12 protein-coding genes are annotated in these 16311 nt (G+C 72.1%); 6 read left to right on the top strand and 6 right to left on the bottom strand.

Annotated elements, in window-relative coordinates; genetic code table 11:
* The first annotated feature begins 57 nt into the window (after positions 1–57).
* The 4 genes from AC07EQ_RS34430 to AC07EQ_RS34415 all read left to right on the top strand — a co-directional run bounded on the left by AC07EQ_RS34430 (position 58) and on the right by AC07EQ_RS34415 (position 8555).
* Positions 58–1710: a DUF2397 domain-containing protein gene (locus AC07EQ_RS34430; RefSeq protein WP_478392001.1), complete on the top strand. Its 1653-nt coding sequence runs from the start codon at positions 58–60 to the stop codon at positions 1708–1710.
* Positions 1707–2924 carry a TIGR02678 family protein gene (locus AC07EQ_RS34425; RefSeq protein WP_478392000.1) on the top strand — a complete coding sequence of 406 codons (1218 nt, stop codon included), beginning with the start codon at positions 1707–1709 and terminating at the stop codon, positions 2922–2924. The genes AC07EQ_RS34430 and AC07EQ_RS34425 overlap by 4 nt, the downstream gene beginning before the upstream one ends.
* Before the next feature lie 20 nt (positions 2925–2944).
* Positions 2945–7024, top strand: coding sequence for a TIGR02680 family protein (locus AC07EQ_RS34420; RefSeq protein ID WP_478391999.1), 4080 nt, complete (start codon positions 2945–2947; stop codon positions 7022–7024).
* 262 nt (positions 7025–7286) lie between these two features.
* Positions 7287–8555 carry a TIGR02679 family protein gene (locus AC07EQ_RS34415; protein WP_478391998.1) on the top strand — a complete coding sequence of 423 codons (1269 nt, stop codon included), beginning with the start codon at positions 7287–7289 and terminating at the stop codon, positions 8553–8555.
* 100 nt (positions 8556–8655) lie between these two features.
* On the opposite strand, the gene AC07EQ_RS34410 is transcribed toward AC07EQ_RS34415, so the two are convergent.
* Entirely contained in the window at positions 8656–9141 is a 486-nt protein-coding gene (locus AC07EQ_RS34410) for an N-acetyltransferase family protein (protein WP_478391997.1), read from the bottom strand.
* A gap of 96 nt (positions 9142–9237) precedes the next feature.
* Here AC07EQ_RS34410 and AC07EQ_RS34405 point away from each other — a divergent pair, with 96 nt between their 5' ends.
* Positions 9238–9798, top strand: coding sequence for a VOC family protein (locus AC07EQ_RS34405; RefSeq protein ID WP_478391996.1), 561 nt, complete (start codon positions 9238–9240; stop codon positions 9796–9798).
* A 27-nt stretch (positions 9799–9825) separates the two neighbouring features.
* Here the strand turns inward: AC07EQ_RS34405 and AC07EQ_RS34400 are convergent, their stop codons facing one another.
* On the bottom strand, positions 9826–10881 hold the full coding sequence (locus AC07EQ_RS34400) for a saccharopine dehydrogenase family protein (RefSeq protein WP_478391995.1): 1056 nt from the start codon (positions 10879–10881) through the stop codon (positions 9826–9828).
* Between the two features lie 111 nt (positions 10882–10992).
* Positions 10993–11739, bottom strand: a complete 747-nt coding sequence (locus AC07EQ_RS34395; protein ID WP_478391994.1) for an IclR family transcriptional regulator — start codon at positions 11737–11739, stop codon at positions 10993–10995.
* Positions 11740–12067: 328 nt separating this feature from the next.
* On the opposite strand from AC07EQ_RS34395, the gene AC07EQ_RS34390 reads away from it, so the two are divergent.
* The gene (locus AC07EQ_RS34390) at positions 12068–12454 is read left to right on the top strand and encodes a hypothetical protein (protein WP_478391993.1); all 387 of its coding nucleotides are present in this window, start codon (positions 12068–12070) and stop codon (positions 12452–12454) included.
* A gap of 364 nt (positions 12455–12818) precedes the next feature.
* Here the strand turns inward: AC07EQ_RS34390 and AC07EQ_RS34385 are convergent, their stop codons facing one another.
* The 3 genes from AC07EQ_RS34385 to AC07EQ_RS34375 form a co-directional block, all read right to left on the bottom strand.
* Positions 12819–13286, bottom strand: coding sequence for a hypothetical protein (locus AC07EQ_RS34385; RefSeq protein ID WP_478391992.1), 468 nt, complete (start codon positions 13284–13286; stop codon positions 12819–12821).
* A gap of 340 nt (positions 13287–13626) precedes the next feature.
* Positions 13627–15126 (bottom strand): alpha/beta hydrolase, encoded by a 1500-nt coding sequence (locus AC07EQ_RS34380; RefSeq protein ID WP_478391991.1) that lies wholly within the window; start codon positions 15124–15126, stop codon positions 13627–13629.
* Positions 15127–15456: 330 nt separating this feature from the next.
* Positions 15457–16239 carry a putative hydro-lyase gene (locus AC07EQ_RS34375; RefSeq protein ID WP_478391990.1) on the bottom strand — a complete coding sequence of 261 codons (783 nt, stop codon included), beginning with the start codon at positions 16237–16239 and terminating at the stop codon, positions 15457–15459.
* Between the last annotated feature and the right edge of the window lie 72 nt (positions 16240–16311).

Raw genomic sequence — 16311 nt, 5'->3', positions numbered from 1 at the left:
GGTCACCGCATGCCAGGTGACCAGCCGTGTCGGCCGGACGGGATATCGTGGCGGACCGTGACGGCCCCGGACCACGAAGCCGATGTGCTGCGCGCGGGCGTCGCGGGAACCACCGCGACGGACGCGCGGGCCACGCAGGCTCCCGAGCAGACCCGCGACGGCGGGCAGCGCCTGCAGCTCTTCGCCTACCTGCAGGCGCCCGAGCACCGCACCTACCTGGCGATCATGCGGCTGTTCACCTCGACGCTGCTGGCCGACCTGTCCGCCGGCGAGGTGGGCGCGGCGCTGGCCGCCGCCGAGCGGGAGGGCCGGGTGGCCGCCGGGGAGTCCGATGTGGACACCGTGATCGACCGGCTCAAGCAGCTGGTCAAGTGGGGCAACCTGGTGGTGGGCCGCCGAGAGACGATCGCGTCGAGCATCGCCGAGTTCCAGCACGGCAGCGTGCGCTACCAGGTCAGCAAGCTCGCGGTCCGGGTGCAGCGCGACGTCGACGCGCTGCTGCGGGTTCCCGAGGGCGCCCGCGAGGTCTCGCGCGAGCTGCTGCCCGCCATCGACCGCGGCCTGTCCGGGATCGGCGAGGCGCTTTCCGCGGCCTTGGCCGCCGAGAGCCGCGATCCGCGGGCGAAACCCGCGCGGCAGGCGCGGGAACGGCTCGCCGAGCAGGTCACCACGGTGTTCCTGCAGCACGCCGAGCTCGCCGCCACGGTGCGCGACTTCTACGCCTACCTCGGCCAGGTCGTCACCCGCCACCAGTTGGCGCCCGACGAGATCTCCGGGTTCCGGAACCTGCTGGTCGAGTACATCCAGATGGTCGTCGAGGACGTGCTGCGGCACACCGGGACGATCGCCGGCTCGCTGGACGGGCTGGCCGGCGTCCGCGGCGAGCTGCTCCGGCTGCTGGGTCCGGCCGACCAGCTGGGCATCGACGTGGAGCGGGCGCGGGGCCGCACCGCAGCGGACTGGCAGGAGCTGACCGACTGGTTCGTCGACTCGCCGGGCCGGCCGAGCCAGGTCGCGGCACTGCGCGAGGCCACCGCCCGCGCCATCGGCTCGCTGCTGGCCAGCGTCAAGCGCGCCACCTCCGGCGGCGGGCTGGTGCCGGGGCGGCGCGGCGAGCTGCTGAAGCTGGCGAAGTGGTTCGACGGCGCCGACGAAACCACCGCCCACCAGGTGTATTCGGCCACGTTCGGCCTGCACTCGGCGCGGCACCTGCTGCCCGCGCCGGACTACGACAGCGACAACGACAAGGTGTCGTGGCGCGACGGCCCGGTGCTCGACGTGACGGTGAGCGTGCGCAGCCGCGGAGACCGAGGGGCGCGCGGCCGGACCTCCCGGGTGCTCGACGACCCGATGACCGAGGAAACTCTGCTGGCGCAGGCCCGGCAGGCCGACGAGCGGCGCTCCGCCGCGGTCGCCGAGCTCGCCGCGGCGAGCTCCCGGCTGGACGAACAGCGGCTGTCGGCCGATGCTCTCGGCGTGCTGTGCGAACTGCTGACGCTGGCGATGGCGCAGCGCGATGGCTCCGACGACGCGGGCACGGCGCTCGACCCGGTGCACCGGCTGCGCGTCACGGTCCGCCCCGAAGCGGGCCAGGAGACTCGGATCTCCAGCGCCGCAGGCACTTTGACGCTCCGGGACACGGTGCTCGAAGTCTCCGGCGACGGCGCCATCCCGGACACCTCGGAGCCACTGCCCGGAGCCGCCCGATGATCAAGACCTTCGACGAACTCCCGGACATCGACGCGGCGAACGCGGTCCGCTGCGCGCGCGTGCTGCTGCGCCGACCGCTGCTGCGCTCCGGTGGCCCGGACGGCGACCTGCTGCCGATGATCTACCGGCAGCGCGTGGTGCTCCAAGAGATCTTCTCGTCGCTGCTGGGCTACCGCCTGGTGGTGGAGCGCCGCTTCGCGCGGCTGTACAAGTCCGGGCCGGGCGTGGACGCCACCCGCGGCGAGGCGTCGCTGTCGCCGCGCGGCTACGCGTACGTGGCGCTGACGCTGGCGGCGCTGACCGGCATCGGCCGCCAGGTGCTGCTGTCGCGCCTGGTCAGCGATGTCCGCGCGGCCGCGGCCGAGGCCGAGATCCAGGTGGTCGACGACCCGGCGGACCGGCGCGCCCTCACCGCGGCGCTGCGGCACCTGGTGGCGCTAGGCGTGATCACCGAAACCGAGGGCTCGGTGGCCGCGGAGGCCACCGCCGAGGCGCTGATCACCATCGACACCGACCTGCTCGGCCAGCTCGTCTCCGGGCCGCTCGCCGAGGCGGAAAGTCCCGGGCAACTGGTCGAGCTGGCCTCCGCCGCCGGGCCACGGAACCTGGAGCACGCGGTGCGGCGCCGGATGGTCGAGGACCCGGTCGTGCTCTACTCCGACCTGCCGGCCGAGCACTCCGCCTGGCTGCGCGAGCACGCGACCGGCGAATCCCGCCTGCTGGAGCGGTTCTTCGGCCTGGTCAGCGAGTGCCGCGCGGAGGGCGTGGTGGTCTGCGACCCGGAGGACTACCTCACCGACCTGGTCTTCCCCGGCCCCGGCACGGTCGCGCGCATCGCGCTGCTGGCGCTGCCGGACCTGCTGGGCCGCGCGGAGCCGGACGCGGCGGGCAAGCATCCGGTGACCTGGCAGGACTTCGTCGACGTCTGCCAGGAACTGGTCGACTCCTACCCGGCCGCCTGGTCCCGGCAGGCCACCGAGGACCACCAGGCGCTGGTGCACTCGGTGGTCGCGCTGCTGCGCCGGCTCGGCCTGCTGCAGGAGCTCTACGGCCGATGGCTGCTCAGCCCGGCGGCGCACCGCTGGCTGCCGCAGCCGGACGCCACCCCGGCCCCGGGCCGGGAGCCGGAACCGGCGGCCCCGGAGCCACCGGGCTGGTCGCTGTTCGACGAGATGACGGTGTTCGACGAGATGCAAGGGGACGGTCAACGGTGAGCGCGGACAGCACGGAATCGGTGCCCACTGCCAACCGCTGGCGGCTGCACCGCGGCGGGATCGTCAACATCTGGCAGTACGCCGAGACGACCTTCGACCTGGGCGGCGGCCGGGCGATCTTCCAGGGCACCAACGGCTCCGGCAAGTCCCGCACCCTGGAGCTGCTGCTGCCGCTGTGCCTGGACGGCGACCTCCGCCAGCTGGGTTCGAAGGGCTTCGACACGGTCAGCATCCGGCGCCTGATGCTCGACGAGTACCCGGGCGGTCCGAACCGGATCGGCTACGCCTGGATCGAGCTGCACCGCGAAACCCCGGGCGGCGGCGAGGAATTTCTCACCTGCGGCATCGGCGTGAAGGCGTCGAAGACCTCGCAGTCGATCAGCGACTCGTGGCGGTTCATCACCAGCCGCCGGGTCGGCATCAACCTCTACCTGGTCGGCGCGGACCGGGTGCCGCTGGGTTCGGCACAGCTGCGCGAGCTGCTCGGCGCCGACTGCGTCCTCGACGACCAGGCGTTCCGCGCGAAGGTCGCCGCCTCGGTCTACGGCGTGCCCGCCGCGCGCTACGGCGACCTGCTGCACCTGCAGCGCACGCTGCGCAACCCCGACGTCGGCCTGAAGGTCCTGGAGGGGCAGCTGGAGCAGATCCTGTCGGACGCGCTGCCGCCGCTGGACCCGGGCCTGATCGAGCGGCTGGCGACGTCGTTCGACGACCTGGAGTCGATCCGGGAGAACATCGTCCGGCTGACCGGCGCGGACAAGGCGCTGACCGCGTTCTTGTCCACCTATTCCGGCTACGCCTTCGGCGCCCTGCGCGACCGTGCCGATGCGATGCGCACCGCGCAGGACAGGCTGCGTGCGCTGCGCAAGGAGCTGACCGGCCTGGAGAAGCAGGTGTCGGGCAAGCAGCAGGACAGGGAGAGCGCGCAGGAGACGATCGCCGAACTCGAACGGCGCGAGGCAGAGCTGGAATCCAGCATCGACGCGTTGCGCTCCCACCCGGCGTATTCCGAGCTGCAGAACCTGCGCGACCGCGAGCGGCTGGTGGAAAGCGCCCGCACCGCAGCGGTTTCCGCGCTCGACACGGCGAGCAAGCACCGCGCGCAGGAGCACCGCTCGGCGGAGTCGGTGGTCGGCATGCTGCGCCGGTTGACCGGCGATTCGGAGGCGGCCGGGCAGGCCGCGGACCGCGCCGCGCAGCAGCTTTCGACGGCGGGGCTGGACGGGGCGCTGGTGCCGCGGCCACCGGCCATTCCGGCCGCCGAGGTGCGGTCCGAGCAGGCGCGGGTGCGCACCTCGCCGGAGCCGGACGCCGAGCCGCTGCCCGTCGACCGCTATGCCGCGCCGCAGCTGGACACCGATGCACTGGCTGCGGAATTCCGCGCCGCCATGGGAACTTCCGAGGAAGTCTCGGCGGTCGCCCGGCAGCGTTCGGCGCTGACGCTCGCGCTGCACCAGCAGGCCCAGGAGCTGGACGGGGAGCAGGACAAGGTCGTCGAGCTCCAGCGGCAGGCGAGGCAGGCGCAGCTGACCTCGACGGAGGCGGCCGGCCGGCGCAACCAGGCGCAGCAGGAACTCACCGACGCCGCGGCGGTGTGGGTGGAGCGCGCGCAGAAGTGGGCCGTCGCCTGGCCGTCCACTGTGGACGACCAGCTGCCGGAGCCGCCGTCGGCGGAGGACCTCGTCGCGGACCGGTCGGCGACGCGGCAAGCCCGCGAGCAGGCGCGCCGCTGGGCCAAGCCGCAGCTGCACGAGGCCCGCCGCCGGGTTGCCGAGGTGGAGCAGGAGATCACCGAGCTCCACGCGGAATCCCGGTCCCGCGAACAGGAACTCGCCGAGCTCCGCGCCGGGCACGAGCAGACGCCGAACCGCCCCGCCTGGGCCGACGCCGAACGCGACACCGCCCGGGGCCGGGCCTTCTACGAACTCGTGGACTTCCAGCCGTCGCTGGACGAATCCGACCGGGCCGGGCTGGAGGCGGCGCTGCAGTCCAGCGGGCTGCTCAACGCCTGGGTCACCGCCGAAGGCGAGGTCCCCGGCCTCGCCGACCTGCTCGCCGCCCCGGCCGAGCCCGGCTCCGGCGGCACGCTGGCCGAGCTGCTGTCGCCCGCCGCCGAGGCCGACTGCCCGGTGCTTCCGGAACGGGTCGCGGCCCTGCTGGCCTCGGTGTCGATCGACGGCGGCACCGGGCTTTCGGTGTCGGTCACCGGCGCCTGGCGCGCGGGGGTGCTGTCCGGCTCCTGGCGCAAGGAAGCCGCGGAGTACGTCGGCGCGGGCGCCCGCGAAGCAGCCCGGGCCCGGCGCATCGCGGAGCTGGAGGAAGATCTCGCGCGGCTGCGCGCGGAGACCGGCGAAGCCGAGCGGCGGCACCGCGAGGCGAGCGAGGACACCGCGGAGCTGGAGCAGCACCTCGAGTCCTACCCGGACGACAGCGACCTGCTGACCGCGCACGCCAAGCTGACCACTGCGATCGAGTCCGCGGAGGACGCCGACCAGAAGGTCGTGCAGCTGCGGGAGCAGCACGAGAGCGCCGATCAGCGCTGGCAGGCGGCGCAAGCCGAGCTGGTGCGGTCGGCAGGCGAAGCCGACCTGCCCGCCGACACGCAGGCGCTCGACGCCGCCCACCGCGCCGCCCTCGACGCCCGCGCGGGCATCGACGCGCTCCGCGAGGCGATCGAGTCGCGCTGCCTGCCGACGCTCACCGACCTGCGGGACCTCTCGCTGCACCACGACGCGGCGGTGGCCGACCGGATGGAGGCCGAATCGCAGGCCGAGCAGCGCTGCGCCGAGTACGCGGAGCAGGCCACCGGCCTCGCGGAACTCACCTCCGCCGTCGGCGGCGAGGCGCAGCAGATCGCCGACAAGGTCGGCGCGTTCGAGCGGGAGCGGGCCGAGCTGCGCACGCAGCTGCCGCAGGCGCGGGAGAAGATCAGCTCGCTGCGGGAATCCTCGGCGCGGTTGGAAACCCAGCTGGAGCACAAGCAGTCCCAGCTCGCGGGCCGCGAGCAGGATGCGTCGGCGTCGACCGAAGCCTTCCAGCAGGCGCTGCGGATCCCGGGCCTGTGGTCGGCCGCGGACGTCGGCGAGACCGCGCCGGACGACCCGGCCGATGCGGCGCGGGTGCTCGCCGAGGCGGACCGCCGGGGCTCGTCGGAGGCCACGGTGCTCAACCGGCTGCAAACCCTGCAGCACTCGCTGAGCGGCAACTACGACATCACGGCCGCCGACCAGCACGGCCTGCTCACCGTGACCGTCACCGGCGAGGAGGGCCCGCAACCGGTGGCCGACGCCGCGCGGCGGGTCGGCGAACGGCTCGCCGAACAGCGCGGCTACCTCAACGAGCGCTACCAGTCGATCTTCGCCGACTACCTGATCCGCGACCTCGCGGAGCGGCTGCGCGGCCAGGTCGGCATCGCCGAAGACCTGTGCAAGCGGATGAACGAGGTGCTCGACGGCGCCCGCTCCAGCCAGGGCGTGCACGTCCAGCTGGATTGGCAGCCGTCGGCGGCGCTCGGCGACGACATCAAGCAGGCCATCGACCTGGTCCGCACCCCGTTCGCCAGCCGCAGCGACGACCAGGACGCGCTGCTGCGCCGGGTGTTCACCGACCTCATCGAGTCCGAGCGGGACAGCACTTCGGGCGGCTACGCGGAAATCCTGGCGCGGGCGCTGGACTACCGGTCGTGGTTCGCGTTCACGGTGCGGGTCCGCGACATCGGCCCGGACGGCAAGCCGCGCGTCCGGCGGCTGCGGCAGCTGTCCTCCGGCGAGACGCGGCTGATCTCCTACGTGACGCTGTTCGCCGCGGCGGCGGCGTTCTACGACGCGGTCAGCGTGTCCTCGGACGGGCGCGGGCCGCTGCGGCTGGTGCTGCTGGACGAGGCGTTCGAGCGGCTGGACGACCCGACGATCGCGCGGATGCTCGGCCTGCTGGTGGACCTGGACATGGACTGGCTGATCACCTGGCCGAGCGGCTGGGGCGTGTCCCCGAAGATCCCGAAGATGCACATCTACGACGTGCTGCGCCCGCGCAGCGGCCACGGCATCGCCTGCACCCACACCACCTGGGACGGCGCCGCCCTCGACCGCACCGACGGATGATCTTCGCGCGGCGGATGCGGCTCCGGGCCGTTGATGCGGCGGCACCTTCCGGAGGGTTCCGGCAAACCGGCACCACCTGCGCGAACGGAGCGGCTGATCGTGGACGTCGACACCCGGCATGGGCGCATGTTCTCGCGAAATTGCGCCCATCCCGGGTGACGGTGGGCCTCGTCGGAGCCCTGCCTCGGGGTCCGGCGGCGGTGGGGTTGTCAGCGGGTGTCCTTGACGCCGCATACTTCCGAACGAATGGGGGCGAATTGACGTGAGTGTCGAGGACGACGTCCGCGCGGCGTGGGGCGTCGAGCCGCTGCGAGGCCTGTGGGAGAAGGCCCGGGAAGCGCTGGAGGCGGCGAGCCCGCCGGCGACGTTCCGGCTGGAGCTGCCCGACGCCGAAGCCCAGCGAGCCGTCGGCGAGCTGTACGGCCGCCCGATGTGGGGCCAGGGCACCCGGATCAGCCTGTCCAAATTGGACGAAGCGACCCGGCGGAGCCGGTTCGCGTTGGGACTGGCGGAAGTCCTGGAGATCCTGCACGAGCGGCCGCTGGGACGACGTGAGGCCGCGGAGCGGGACGAACGGCGCGAGCGGACCGCGGAGACCGTGCGAGCGGCACTCGCGGAGCGAGGGCTCGCGACGGCCGCATGGGCGGAGCCGTGGACGCAGTGGCTCCAGCAGTACGGGCGAGTCGGCGACGACGAGCTTCCCGCCGTCGCGCGGAGCGCGGCCGAGGCGTTGGGCGCGTTAGCGCTGGCGGAGCCGCCGGAGGCGTGGACGTCGCGCAGCGAGCTCGCGGCGAGCGTTGGCGGAGCGCATGCGCTCGACAACGGCACGGCGTTGAGCCGGGTCGTGCTCAAGGCGGCTGCGCTGGCGCACGGCGTGGAGACGCCGGGCAACGAGCGCGAGCGCCGGGCTTTGTGGGAGCGCTGCGGGGTCACTCTCGATGCCGTGTCCGCGACCGTGCTGTGCTGGGCCTTGCCGCTGGTCGGCTCCGACGACTGGTCGCAGGGCGTCCGGCAGCGGACCGCGCTGGGCCTGCCGACCCATCTGACCCACCTCGACCTGCGCGCCGCCCCGGCCCGCCTCGTCGAACCCGGCACTGCGATCGCGGTGTGCGAGAACCCGCGAGTCCTCGAATCGGCCGTGGAAGAGGGCATCGCGCATCCCGTGGTCTGCGTGTCGGGCCGCCCCTCGACCGTCACCCGGGCGCTGTTGCAGCGCCTCGCGGACTGCGGTGCCGTTCTGCACTACCACGGCGATTTCGACTGGCCGGGTATCAGCATCACCGGTTCACTCCTGGCGCACCACGGCGCCCGCCCCTGGCGGATGTCCGCGGCCGACTACCGCGAAGCCCTCGACCAGGCCGCCGCGACCCGCACCGACCTGCCCAACCTCGTCGGCGCCCCGCTCGAAACCCCCTGGGATCCGCAGCTGTCCGAGCTGATGAGCACGGCGGCCCGGGCGATCGAGGAGGAAGCGGTGCTGCCCACCCTCCTCGCCGACCTCCGGCGCGGGCTGAGCACGTCGCGCACCTGACCCGCCCACCGGCCAGGATCGACGGTTTCCTCTGGTCAGGGACCCGTGAGTGGTTGGGGTGCGATGGCGCCCAGAACCACTCACGGGCACTTACCGCGCCTCAGAACAGCTGGTACATGACGTGCAGGCCGACGTAGCCGTGGGCCGGGTGGTGGAACGCCTCCGGCAGGGTCGCCACGATCCGCATGCCGAGCGACCGCCAGAGGGCGACGGCCCGGTCGTTGGTCTCGACGACCGCGTTGAACTGCATCGCGCGGAAGCCGTCCGCTCGCGCCCGGTCCAGGACGTGGCGGCCCAGCGCCCGGCCCGCGCCGCGCCCGGCGTGTTCGGGGTCGACCATGAAGCTGGCCGTCGCAACGTGCGCGGCCGGCCCCTCGTGGTTCGGGCCGGACACCGCGGTGCCGACCACTCGGCCGTCGTCGACGGCGACGACCGTCCGGCCCGGCGGCTGCGGGAACCAGCGCTGCCTGGCGTGCTGCTCGTCGATGTCCCGGTCCCAGGAGAACGTCTCCCCCGCCGCCGCGATCTCCCGCATGAACGGCCAGATCGCCGACCAGTCGTCGGGGTGCGCTTCGCGAATCCGCATGGCCCGCAAGCTAGGGCCCCGAACGGGCCGGTCGCCACCCGTTTTCGGTCCCGGATGAAGTTGTGCGAAGCCCGGGAGTGCCCTTACTTTCGCCGCATGGCGTCGGTCGTCGTGGAGTTCTCGGCGCGGGAGCCGGAGCGGCTCGCGCGGTGGTGGGCCGACGTGCTCGGCTGGCGGCTCGACATGGCGTGCGGGATCGTCGTCCAGCCGACCGGCCCCGGGGTGCCGCTGCGGTTCGTCGCCAGCGACCGCGCCAAGAGCCGCAAGAACGGCGTGCACCTGGACCTGCGCAGCGAGACGCACGACGACCAGAACCGGATCGTGGAGCGGTTGTTCAACGCCGGTGCCCGGTTCGCCGACATCGACCAGAGCAGCGAGGTGCCGTGGGTGGTGATGGCCGACCTCGAAGGCAACGAGCTGTGCGTGCTCGAACCGCGCAAGGTCTACGCCAACACCGGCCCGGTCGCCGCGGTCGTGGTCGACACCCAGGACCCGCGCTCGGACGCCCGGACCATGGCGGCGGCGACCGGCATGGAGCTGGCGGGCGAGCGCTCCGAGTTCGCGTCCCTGCACCCGGTCTCGGGCGAAGGGCCGTTCCTGGAGTTCCTGGAGAACGACGACGGCCCGGAGGGCATGCTCCGCGTTCTCGTCGAGTGACCCGCGCACCGCTCGGGTGCGGGCGGTTCAGCGGTGGGCAGGTTCGATGATCTTGACGCCGTGCAGGCGCCGGACGAAGTCCGCGCCGAACGCCGTGGCCGGGGTGTGGGCGCCGGGGGCCGGCGGTTCGGAGCGCAGGGCGCCGACCGCCCGGAGCACCGCGTCCGCCGTGAGGTCGTAGGTGTCCGGGCCGATCAGGGCCGCCGACACGCTCGTGCCGTCCGGCGCCGTCGCCTCCGCGTACACCTCGACCCAGCTGCGCGAGCGGGTCGCCCGCCCCGGGCCGCGCACGGCCGCGCCGATCGCCGCCCTGCCCAGCCGCTGCACGATGTGCGACCCCATCACGACCTGCGACAGCCTGGCCGAGCGCGGGCCGGTCCGGGTGAGCCCGGGCAGGTGCGCGAAGGTGGTGATGTTGCCGATCCCGGTGCTGCGGTAGGCCGTGCTGACGTCGCCCCAGGGCAGCGAGGCGACCCGGCGCGGCCCGGACGGGAAGGGGATCTCGCGGCGTCGCCACGCCATCGGCACGGCGCGCACCTCGCCGTCGATGCGGGCCCGACCGCCCAGCGCGGCTCCCTCCAGCGCGCTCTTCAGCGTTCCGCCGCTGATCCCGCCGCTGGAGTGGAAGGCGAGATCGAGGTGCGTCGCCGTCGGCAGCTCGGCGGCGACCATCGCGGCCAGGCAGTCGGTGGGCACCACGTCGAAGCCCGCTCCCGGCAGCAGCACCACACCGGCGCGCCGGGCGTCCTCGTGGCGCTCGAAAACCGCCTCGAACACGTCGATCTCGCCGGTGATGTCGAGGTAGTGCGCGCCGGCGCGCAGACAACCCCCGACCATCGGCGCCGACGTCGCGGAGAACGGTCCGGCGCAGTGCGCCACGACGTCGACATCGCGCAGCGCCTCGGCGACCGCGTTCGGGTCCGCGAGGTCGAAGACCCGGTAGGGCAGGCCGCGAGGCGTGGCGAAGGCCGCGACCTTGCCCGGATCGCGTCCGGCCAGCACCGGCCGCTCGCCGCGGTCGAGCGCCAGGTCAGCGACCAGCTGACCGGTGTAGCCGCTCGCTCCGTAGATCATCCAGGTCATCGCAATCCTCCCGGTCACGCCGAACACCCTGGTAACGAACACCCCTGGGAACGGTCACGGGTTGCCCCGAGTTGTTCCGATCACCCGAGATCGCCACGTGCCCGCGCGCGATCAGCGCGCCGAGCGGCCGAGGGCGGCGGCGATCGCGCTCGCCGTGTCCCGGACCTGACCGAGGAGTCGTTCCAGCTCGGGCAGGTCGGCGTCCGCTCGCACCGTCGTCAGCGAGACGGCCGCCGCGAGCTGGCCGGTGGCGTCCGGGATCCCCACGCCGATGCAGTGCACCAGCGGCTCGAACTCCGCCTGGTCGGTGGCGTAGCCGAGCCGCTCGACCTCGGCGAGGTGATCGCGGAACTCGGTCTCGTCGGTGATGGTGCGCTCGGTGTAGCGGGTGAAGGCGTGCGCGGACAGCAGGCGGTCCCGGCGTTCGGCGGGCAGCGCCGCCAGGATCACCTTGCTGGCGGCGGCGGTGTGCAGCGGCACCGCCCGGCCGATCCGCGACCAGGTGCGGATCGACGCCGCTCCGTCGATCTTGTCGACGTAGACGATCTGACCGTCCACCAGCTGCGCCAGGTGCACCGTCGAGCGCGTGGCGTCCGCGAGCGCGATCAGGTGCGGCCGGGCGACGGCGCGCAGGTCCATCTCCTCCAGCACCTGCTGGCCGAGCTCGACCAGCCGGAACCCGAGGCGGTACCGGCCGTCCGGGCCGCGGGCGATCAGGCCGCCGTCGGCCAGCGGCTGCAGCATGCGCAGCGCGGTCGAGCTGTGCACGCCGAGCTCGCGCGCCAGCTCCGCGATGGTCTTGGGCGCCGCGGCGAGGGTTTCAAGCACGTGGACCGCCTTGGCGACCGTCTTCGACATCGACACCCCCTCGAACGCGCTGCAACATTAACAGAGGAATTGCAAATATTGCAGCGCCAGCCCGGGGTGACGCTCGCCGGCGCCCGGCCGAAACCCACTCCGGTAGCCACGAACCGACAAGGATTCACTTCTCATAGCACCATCCAATCCGATCCATCCCTTCCACCCGGACGCGCGGGCACGACAAGAGCACGCCACCACAACTAATTGCGAAAATCGCTCGGGTGAAAGATTGAGCCCGGACCAGCTCCAAATTGACAGCAAACCTGGTGGGTGATCGACTTCTCGTTGCCCTGTCAGCAATTCGGTACATGAAAGAAGGCCCCGAATGCGACACTCGCCCGTCCTGCTCAGCGCCGTGTTGACCGCCGCCGCGTTCACGATCGTGCCGACCGCCCCGGCGCTCGCGGCAGTCCAGCAAGCCCCGGCTTGCGCGCTGTTCGCCTACCAGCCGACGCGTGACGGCAATACTCTGACCGCCATCGGCGGGCGAACCGGGTGCCTGAACAGCGCGACGGTCACCGTGCGGATCGTCGTCGAGCAGAAGGACGCGAAGCCGAAGGTGATCGGCGAGTTGGCACAGAGCGGCACCGAGATCAACCTGACCACGAAGGCACCGTGCAACTCCGGCGCCACCGTCAAGGTGCACACCGAGACGATCAGCTCGACGGGATCCATCGCGCACTCCCCGACGAGCACCTTCGAGAAGTGCTGATCCGGCTCTGAGCGGGTCGCCGGGGTGCGGGCACCCCGGCAACCGGGCCGGCGGCGTCAGCCGCGGCCTCCCAAGGCACCGCCTCGCGTGGGCATCCCGACAGCGTGCATCGGGCCCCACCGAGGCGGTGTCTTCATCATGTCGTCCGGAAATCTTCCTCCCGGGACACGGCGAATCGGCCGAACCGTCAACGCGTCACCCTCGGAATTGCGGATCACCTCCGCCGCACTCCTCGAATCCCACCTCCTTTCTCGCCTAAATCGCGATTCCCGGTCATACCTTTCCGAATAGTCCTCCGATGCACCGGAGGAATTCCCACCACTCGGCAAACCCGCATTCCGCACCGGATTCCGCCGCGGCGAACTCAAGCCGCGGCGAGCACCCGGCCCGGCACGTCCGGGTCGCAGCCCAGCCGGGGCAGCTGCGCGCGAACAGCGCCGCGGGTCCGGCCGAACTCCTCGCCGAGCTCCCCGATCAACCGGCTCGCGGTTTCGCCGACCGAGCTCAGCCACCGCTCCCGGAGCCGCTCGCCGTCGGCTTCGGTCCATGGTCGGCCGGCGTTGGGCGGCCGTGGTCGGCTCCGCCCGCGCCCCGCGGCCCACGGCGAGTGCAGCGCGGCCAGGCCGTCCAAGGTCTGGGCCAGGAACGCGTTCGCGTCGCCGAGGCCGCCGACGGCGATCAGCAGGTTGCCCTCGGCCACGACGCGGCCGTCGGCGTCCGCCCCGGTGAACTCCACCGCGACGGTGGCCGGCTGGTCTTCGCCGGCGGGCTCGCTCTTGGCGGTGACTCCGTAGATGTGCTGTCCGACTCGTACTTCGTTGCGGAAATCCATGCCTCGAAACTAAGGGCCCCGGCGGGCGGAATCCGGGAGTCAAGCATCGAACCGGCGCGTGTCGGGACGAGATCTCGATCGAGTGAGGGGTGACTCACACCCCGGACCGGAACACCGCCGCGGGTCCGGCCGTTGAACAGTTCGGTCGGTGCGCCCGTGTCCCCCGGGCCTCAATGACCGCCTTCGCGGAATACCGTTCGGCTGGAGCCGCGTCGCGCCAATCGCCGCAGAGGCGACCGGCGCATCGGCCACCAAACGAAGAAGACCCCCGCCCTTCTCTCCTTGAGGACGGGGGTCTTTTCGCGTGTTCCCGGCTCGCGCCGTGAGGACACGAACCGCATCAGGCGAACGGTGGCTTGTCCGGTTGGCAGACCTGGCCCGGCTCCGGGACCTTCAGGTCCGTCAGGAAGTCCGCCGCGATCCGGTCGGTGCACGAGCTGTTCCCCAGGATGCAGTGACCGAACGAGTCGACGCTCACCAGGCGCGCGTTGCCCAGTTCCTGCTCCATGCGGCGGGAGAACTCGTACTGGGTGGCCGGATCGTAGAAGTTCCCGAACAGCAGCACCGGGTTCGCCGCCTGGTGCTGCCACGGCCCGCGGTGCACGTCCGGGTCGCTCTCCGGCCAGTTCGAGCACGCGGCCAGGTCGCTGAACGCCTGCGACCGGCCGAAGGCCGGCGATTCCGCCTCCCACTGCGCGGCGATGCCCGGAACCTGCTCGGGCTTCTTGGGAATCGGCTTGTCCGCGCAGTTCACCCCGTAGTAGGTGTCGTCCACGTAGCTGCTCTCCGCGGCGTCGGCGGGAGCGTCCAGGCGACCGATCGAGGTCGGCTTGCTCAGCAGGCCGAGCAGCTCCGGGACCAGCCCCGGCTTCGGGTGCAGCTGCCGGTGCAGCGACTGGAGGTCGGTGGCGAGCTGCCGGAACTGGTCCGGGACGTACAGCGCGCTGCTGACGCCGTCGGTGAACTGGTCGAGCGTGATCTCCGAGCCGTCCGGCATGGTGATCGGCTCCTGCCGCAGGTGATCGCGGATCTCGTCGAACTTCGCCCGCGGATCGCCCTCGCCGAACGCGCACCGCTGCGCCTTTTCGCCGCAGAGCTTCAGGAACGAGTCCAGCGCCAGCTCGAAGCCCTGCGCCCGCTCCCGGTCGTACTGGACGCCGTCGGCGGTCCGCAGCTGCGGATCCACGTTGCCGTCCAGGATGATCGCGCGGCTGCGCTCCGGGAACATGTTCACGTAGGTCGCGCCCAGCAGCGTGCCGTAGGAGAAGCCGACGTAGTTGAGCTGCTCGTCGCCCACGCCCTGGCGCATCAGGTCGAGGTCCCGCGCCACGTCCTTGGTGGACATGTGGTGCAGCAGCTCACCCGCGTTGTCGTCGCAGGCCTCGCCGTAGTCCCGGAACGCGGCCATCGTGGTGCGGATCTGCTTGTCCGTGACCGGCACCGACGAGAGCCGGCCCAGCACCTTCTCGGCCTGCTCGCCGGACTTGAAGCAGCGCAGCCGGGTGCTGCGATCCACCCCGCGCGGGTCGAAACCGATGATGTCGAAGCGGTTCAGCACCTGCGGCTCGAACTTCTTCACCGCGGTCACCGGCCGGTTGAACCCGGCGCCGCCGGGCCCGCCCGGGTTCAGGAACAGCGAGCCGATCTTCGCGTCCGGGTCGGCAGCCGCGCGGCGCATCATCGCCAGTTCGACGGTGCCCTTGCGCGGGTCGTCGTGGTCGACCGGCACCGGGTAGCTCGCGCAGCGGTAGAGGTACCGCTCGGTGACCGGCACCCCGTCCAGCGCGTCGCTTTCGCACTCGCGCCAGGCAACCGGTGCGGCACCAGGAGGTTGTGCCATCGCCGGTGATCCCGCCATCACCACTGTGCCCGTGACCAGCGCACTCGTCGCGATGACCAACGCTCGGCCTAATCGGCCGGAAAGCGCCCCCACCCGAACCTCCTTGTGTCGTCTGAGAACTCCGGCTTGGAGTCAACAGTCCGAAAAGGAGGGCGGACACCGCAGAATGCACGAACCTCCAGCGCAGGAGGCGTGCTCTTCGGACTAAGGGTCCGCACGTACGGGTCGTCCCGGATGATGGCGTTTTCGCGCGAAACCGGCGCCCGCCACGCGTACGGAACGCCGGTTTCGCGCGAAAACGGCGGCTTCACCCGATCCGGGAGGCCGCGGTCACGGGACGAGGAAGCGGCTGTCCCGGGCGTCGGTGATCGCCATGTAGCCGGGCGCGTGGCCGATGGCGAACGGCGGCCTGGACCGCATCACGGCCGCCTGCGGCGTCACCCCGCAGGCCCAGAACACCGGGATCTCGCCGGGCCGGATCTCCACCGCGTCGCCGAAGTCGGGCCGGTCGATGTCCTTGATTCCCAACGCTTCCGGCGCGCCGATGTGCACCGGGGCGCCGTGCACCGCCGGGTAGCGGGAGGTCACGCGGACCGCGGTGGACACCAGTTCCGCGGGCACCGGCCGCATCGACACCACCAGCGGCCCGGCCAACCGGCCCGCCGGGCGGCATTCCCGGTTCGTCCGGTACATCGGGACGTTGCTGCCCGCCTCGATGTGGCGCACCGGGACCTCGGCCTCCAGCAGCGCCGCCTCGAAGGTGAAGCTGCAGCCGATCAGGAACGACACCAGGTCGTCCCGCCACAGGTCGGTGACCTCGGCGCGCTCCTCCGCCCGCTCGCCGTCCCGGTAGACGGTGTACGCGGGCAGGTCGGTGCGCAGGTCGCCGGCGAAGATCGACATGCTGGTCTCGCCCGGCTCGGTCACGTCGAGGACCGGGCACGAGCGCGGATTCCGCTGCGCGAACAGCAGGAAGTCGTAGGCGTACTCGCGGGGCAGCGAGATGAGGTTCGCTTGCGTCCAGCCCGCGCTGTAACCCGAGGTGGGCACGCGCAGGCCGGCTCGGAACTCCGCGCGGGCCTGGTCCGGCGACATCGCCTGCGGCTGCGTCATCGAATTCTCCCTACTCGAGCAGTGAAACTCCGCCCGTTCGTCATTCGTGAAGCGCCGAAGGCGCTTTGCAAT

The organism is Saccharopolyspora sp. NPDC045839 (assembly GCF_056431645.1).
The sequence above is the reverse complement of the archived record's forward strand: the minus strand, read 5'-3'. Positions and strand labels throughout refer to the sequence as shown.

What these genes read in the sequence shown, in the direction of transcription:
- AC07EQ_RS34395 (WP_478391994.1), bottom strand. Translation starts at nt 11,739, where the DNA reads ATGTCGAAGACGGTCGCCAAGGCGGTCCACGTGCTTGAAACCCTCGCC.
- AC07EQ_RS34425 (WP_478392000.1), top strand. Translation starts at nt 1,707, where the DNA reads ATGATCAAGACCTTCGACGAACTCCCGGACATCGACGCGGCGAACGCG.
- AC07EQ_RS34410 (WP_478391997.1), bottom strand. Translation starts at nt 9,141, where the DNA reads ATGCGGATTCGCGAAGCGCACCCCGACGACTGGTCGGCGATCTGGCCG.
- AC07EQ_RS34400 (WP_478391995.1), bottom strand. Translation starts at nt 10,881, where the DNA reads ATGACCTGGATGATCTACGGAGCGAGCGGCTACACCGGTCAGCTGGTC.
- AC07EQ_RS34385 (WP_478391992.1), bottom strand. Translation starts at nt 13,286, where the DNA reads ATGGATTTCCGCAACGAAGTACGAGTCGGACAGCACATCTACGGAGTC.
- AC07EQ_RS34405 (WP_478391996.1), top strand. Translation starts at nt 9,238, where the DNA reads ATGGCGTCGGTCGTCGTGGAGTTCTCGGCGCGGGAGCCGGAGCGGCTC.
- AC07EQ_RS34390 (WP_478391993.1), top strand. Translation starts at nt 12,068, where the DNA reads ATGCGACACTCGCCCGTCCTGCTCAGCGCCGTGTTGACCGCCGCCGCG.
- AC07EQ_RS34375 (WP_478391990.1), bottom strand. Translation starts at nt 16,239, where the DNA reads ATGACGCAGCCGCAGGCGATGTCGCCGGACCAGGCCCGCGCGGAGTTC.
- AC07EQ_RS34380 (WP_478391991.1), bottom strand. Translation starts at nt 15,126, where the DNA reads ATGGCACAACCTCCTGGTGCCGCACCGGTTGCCTGGCGCGAGTGCGAA.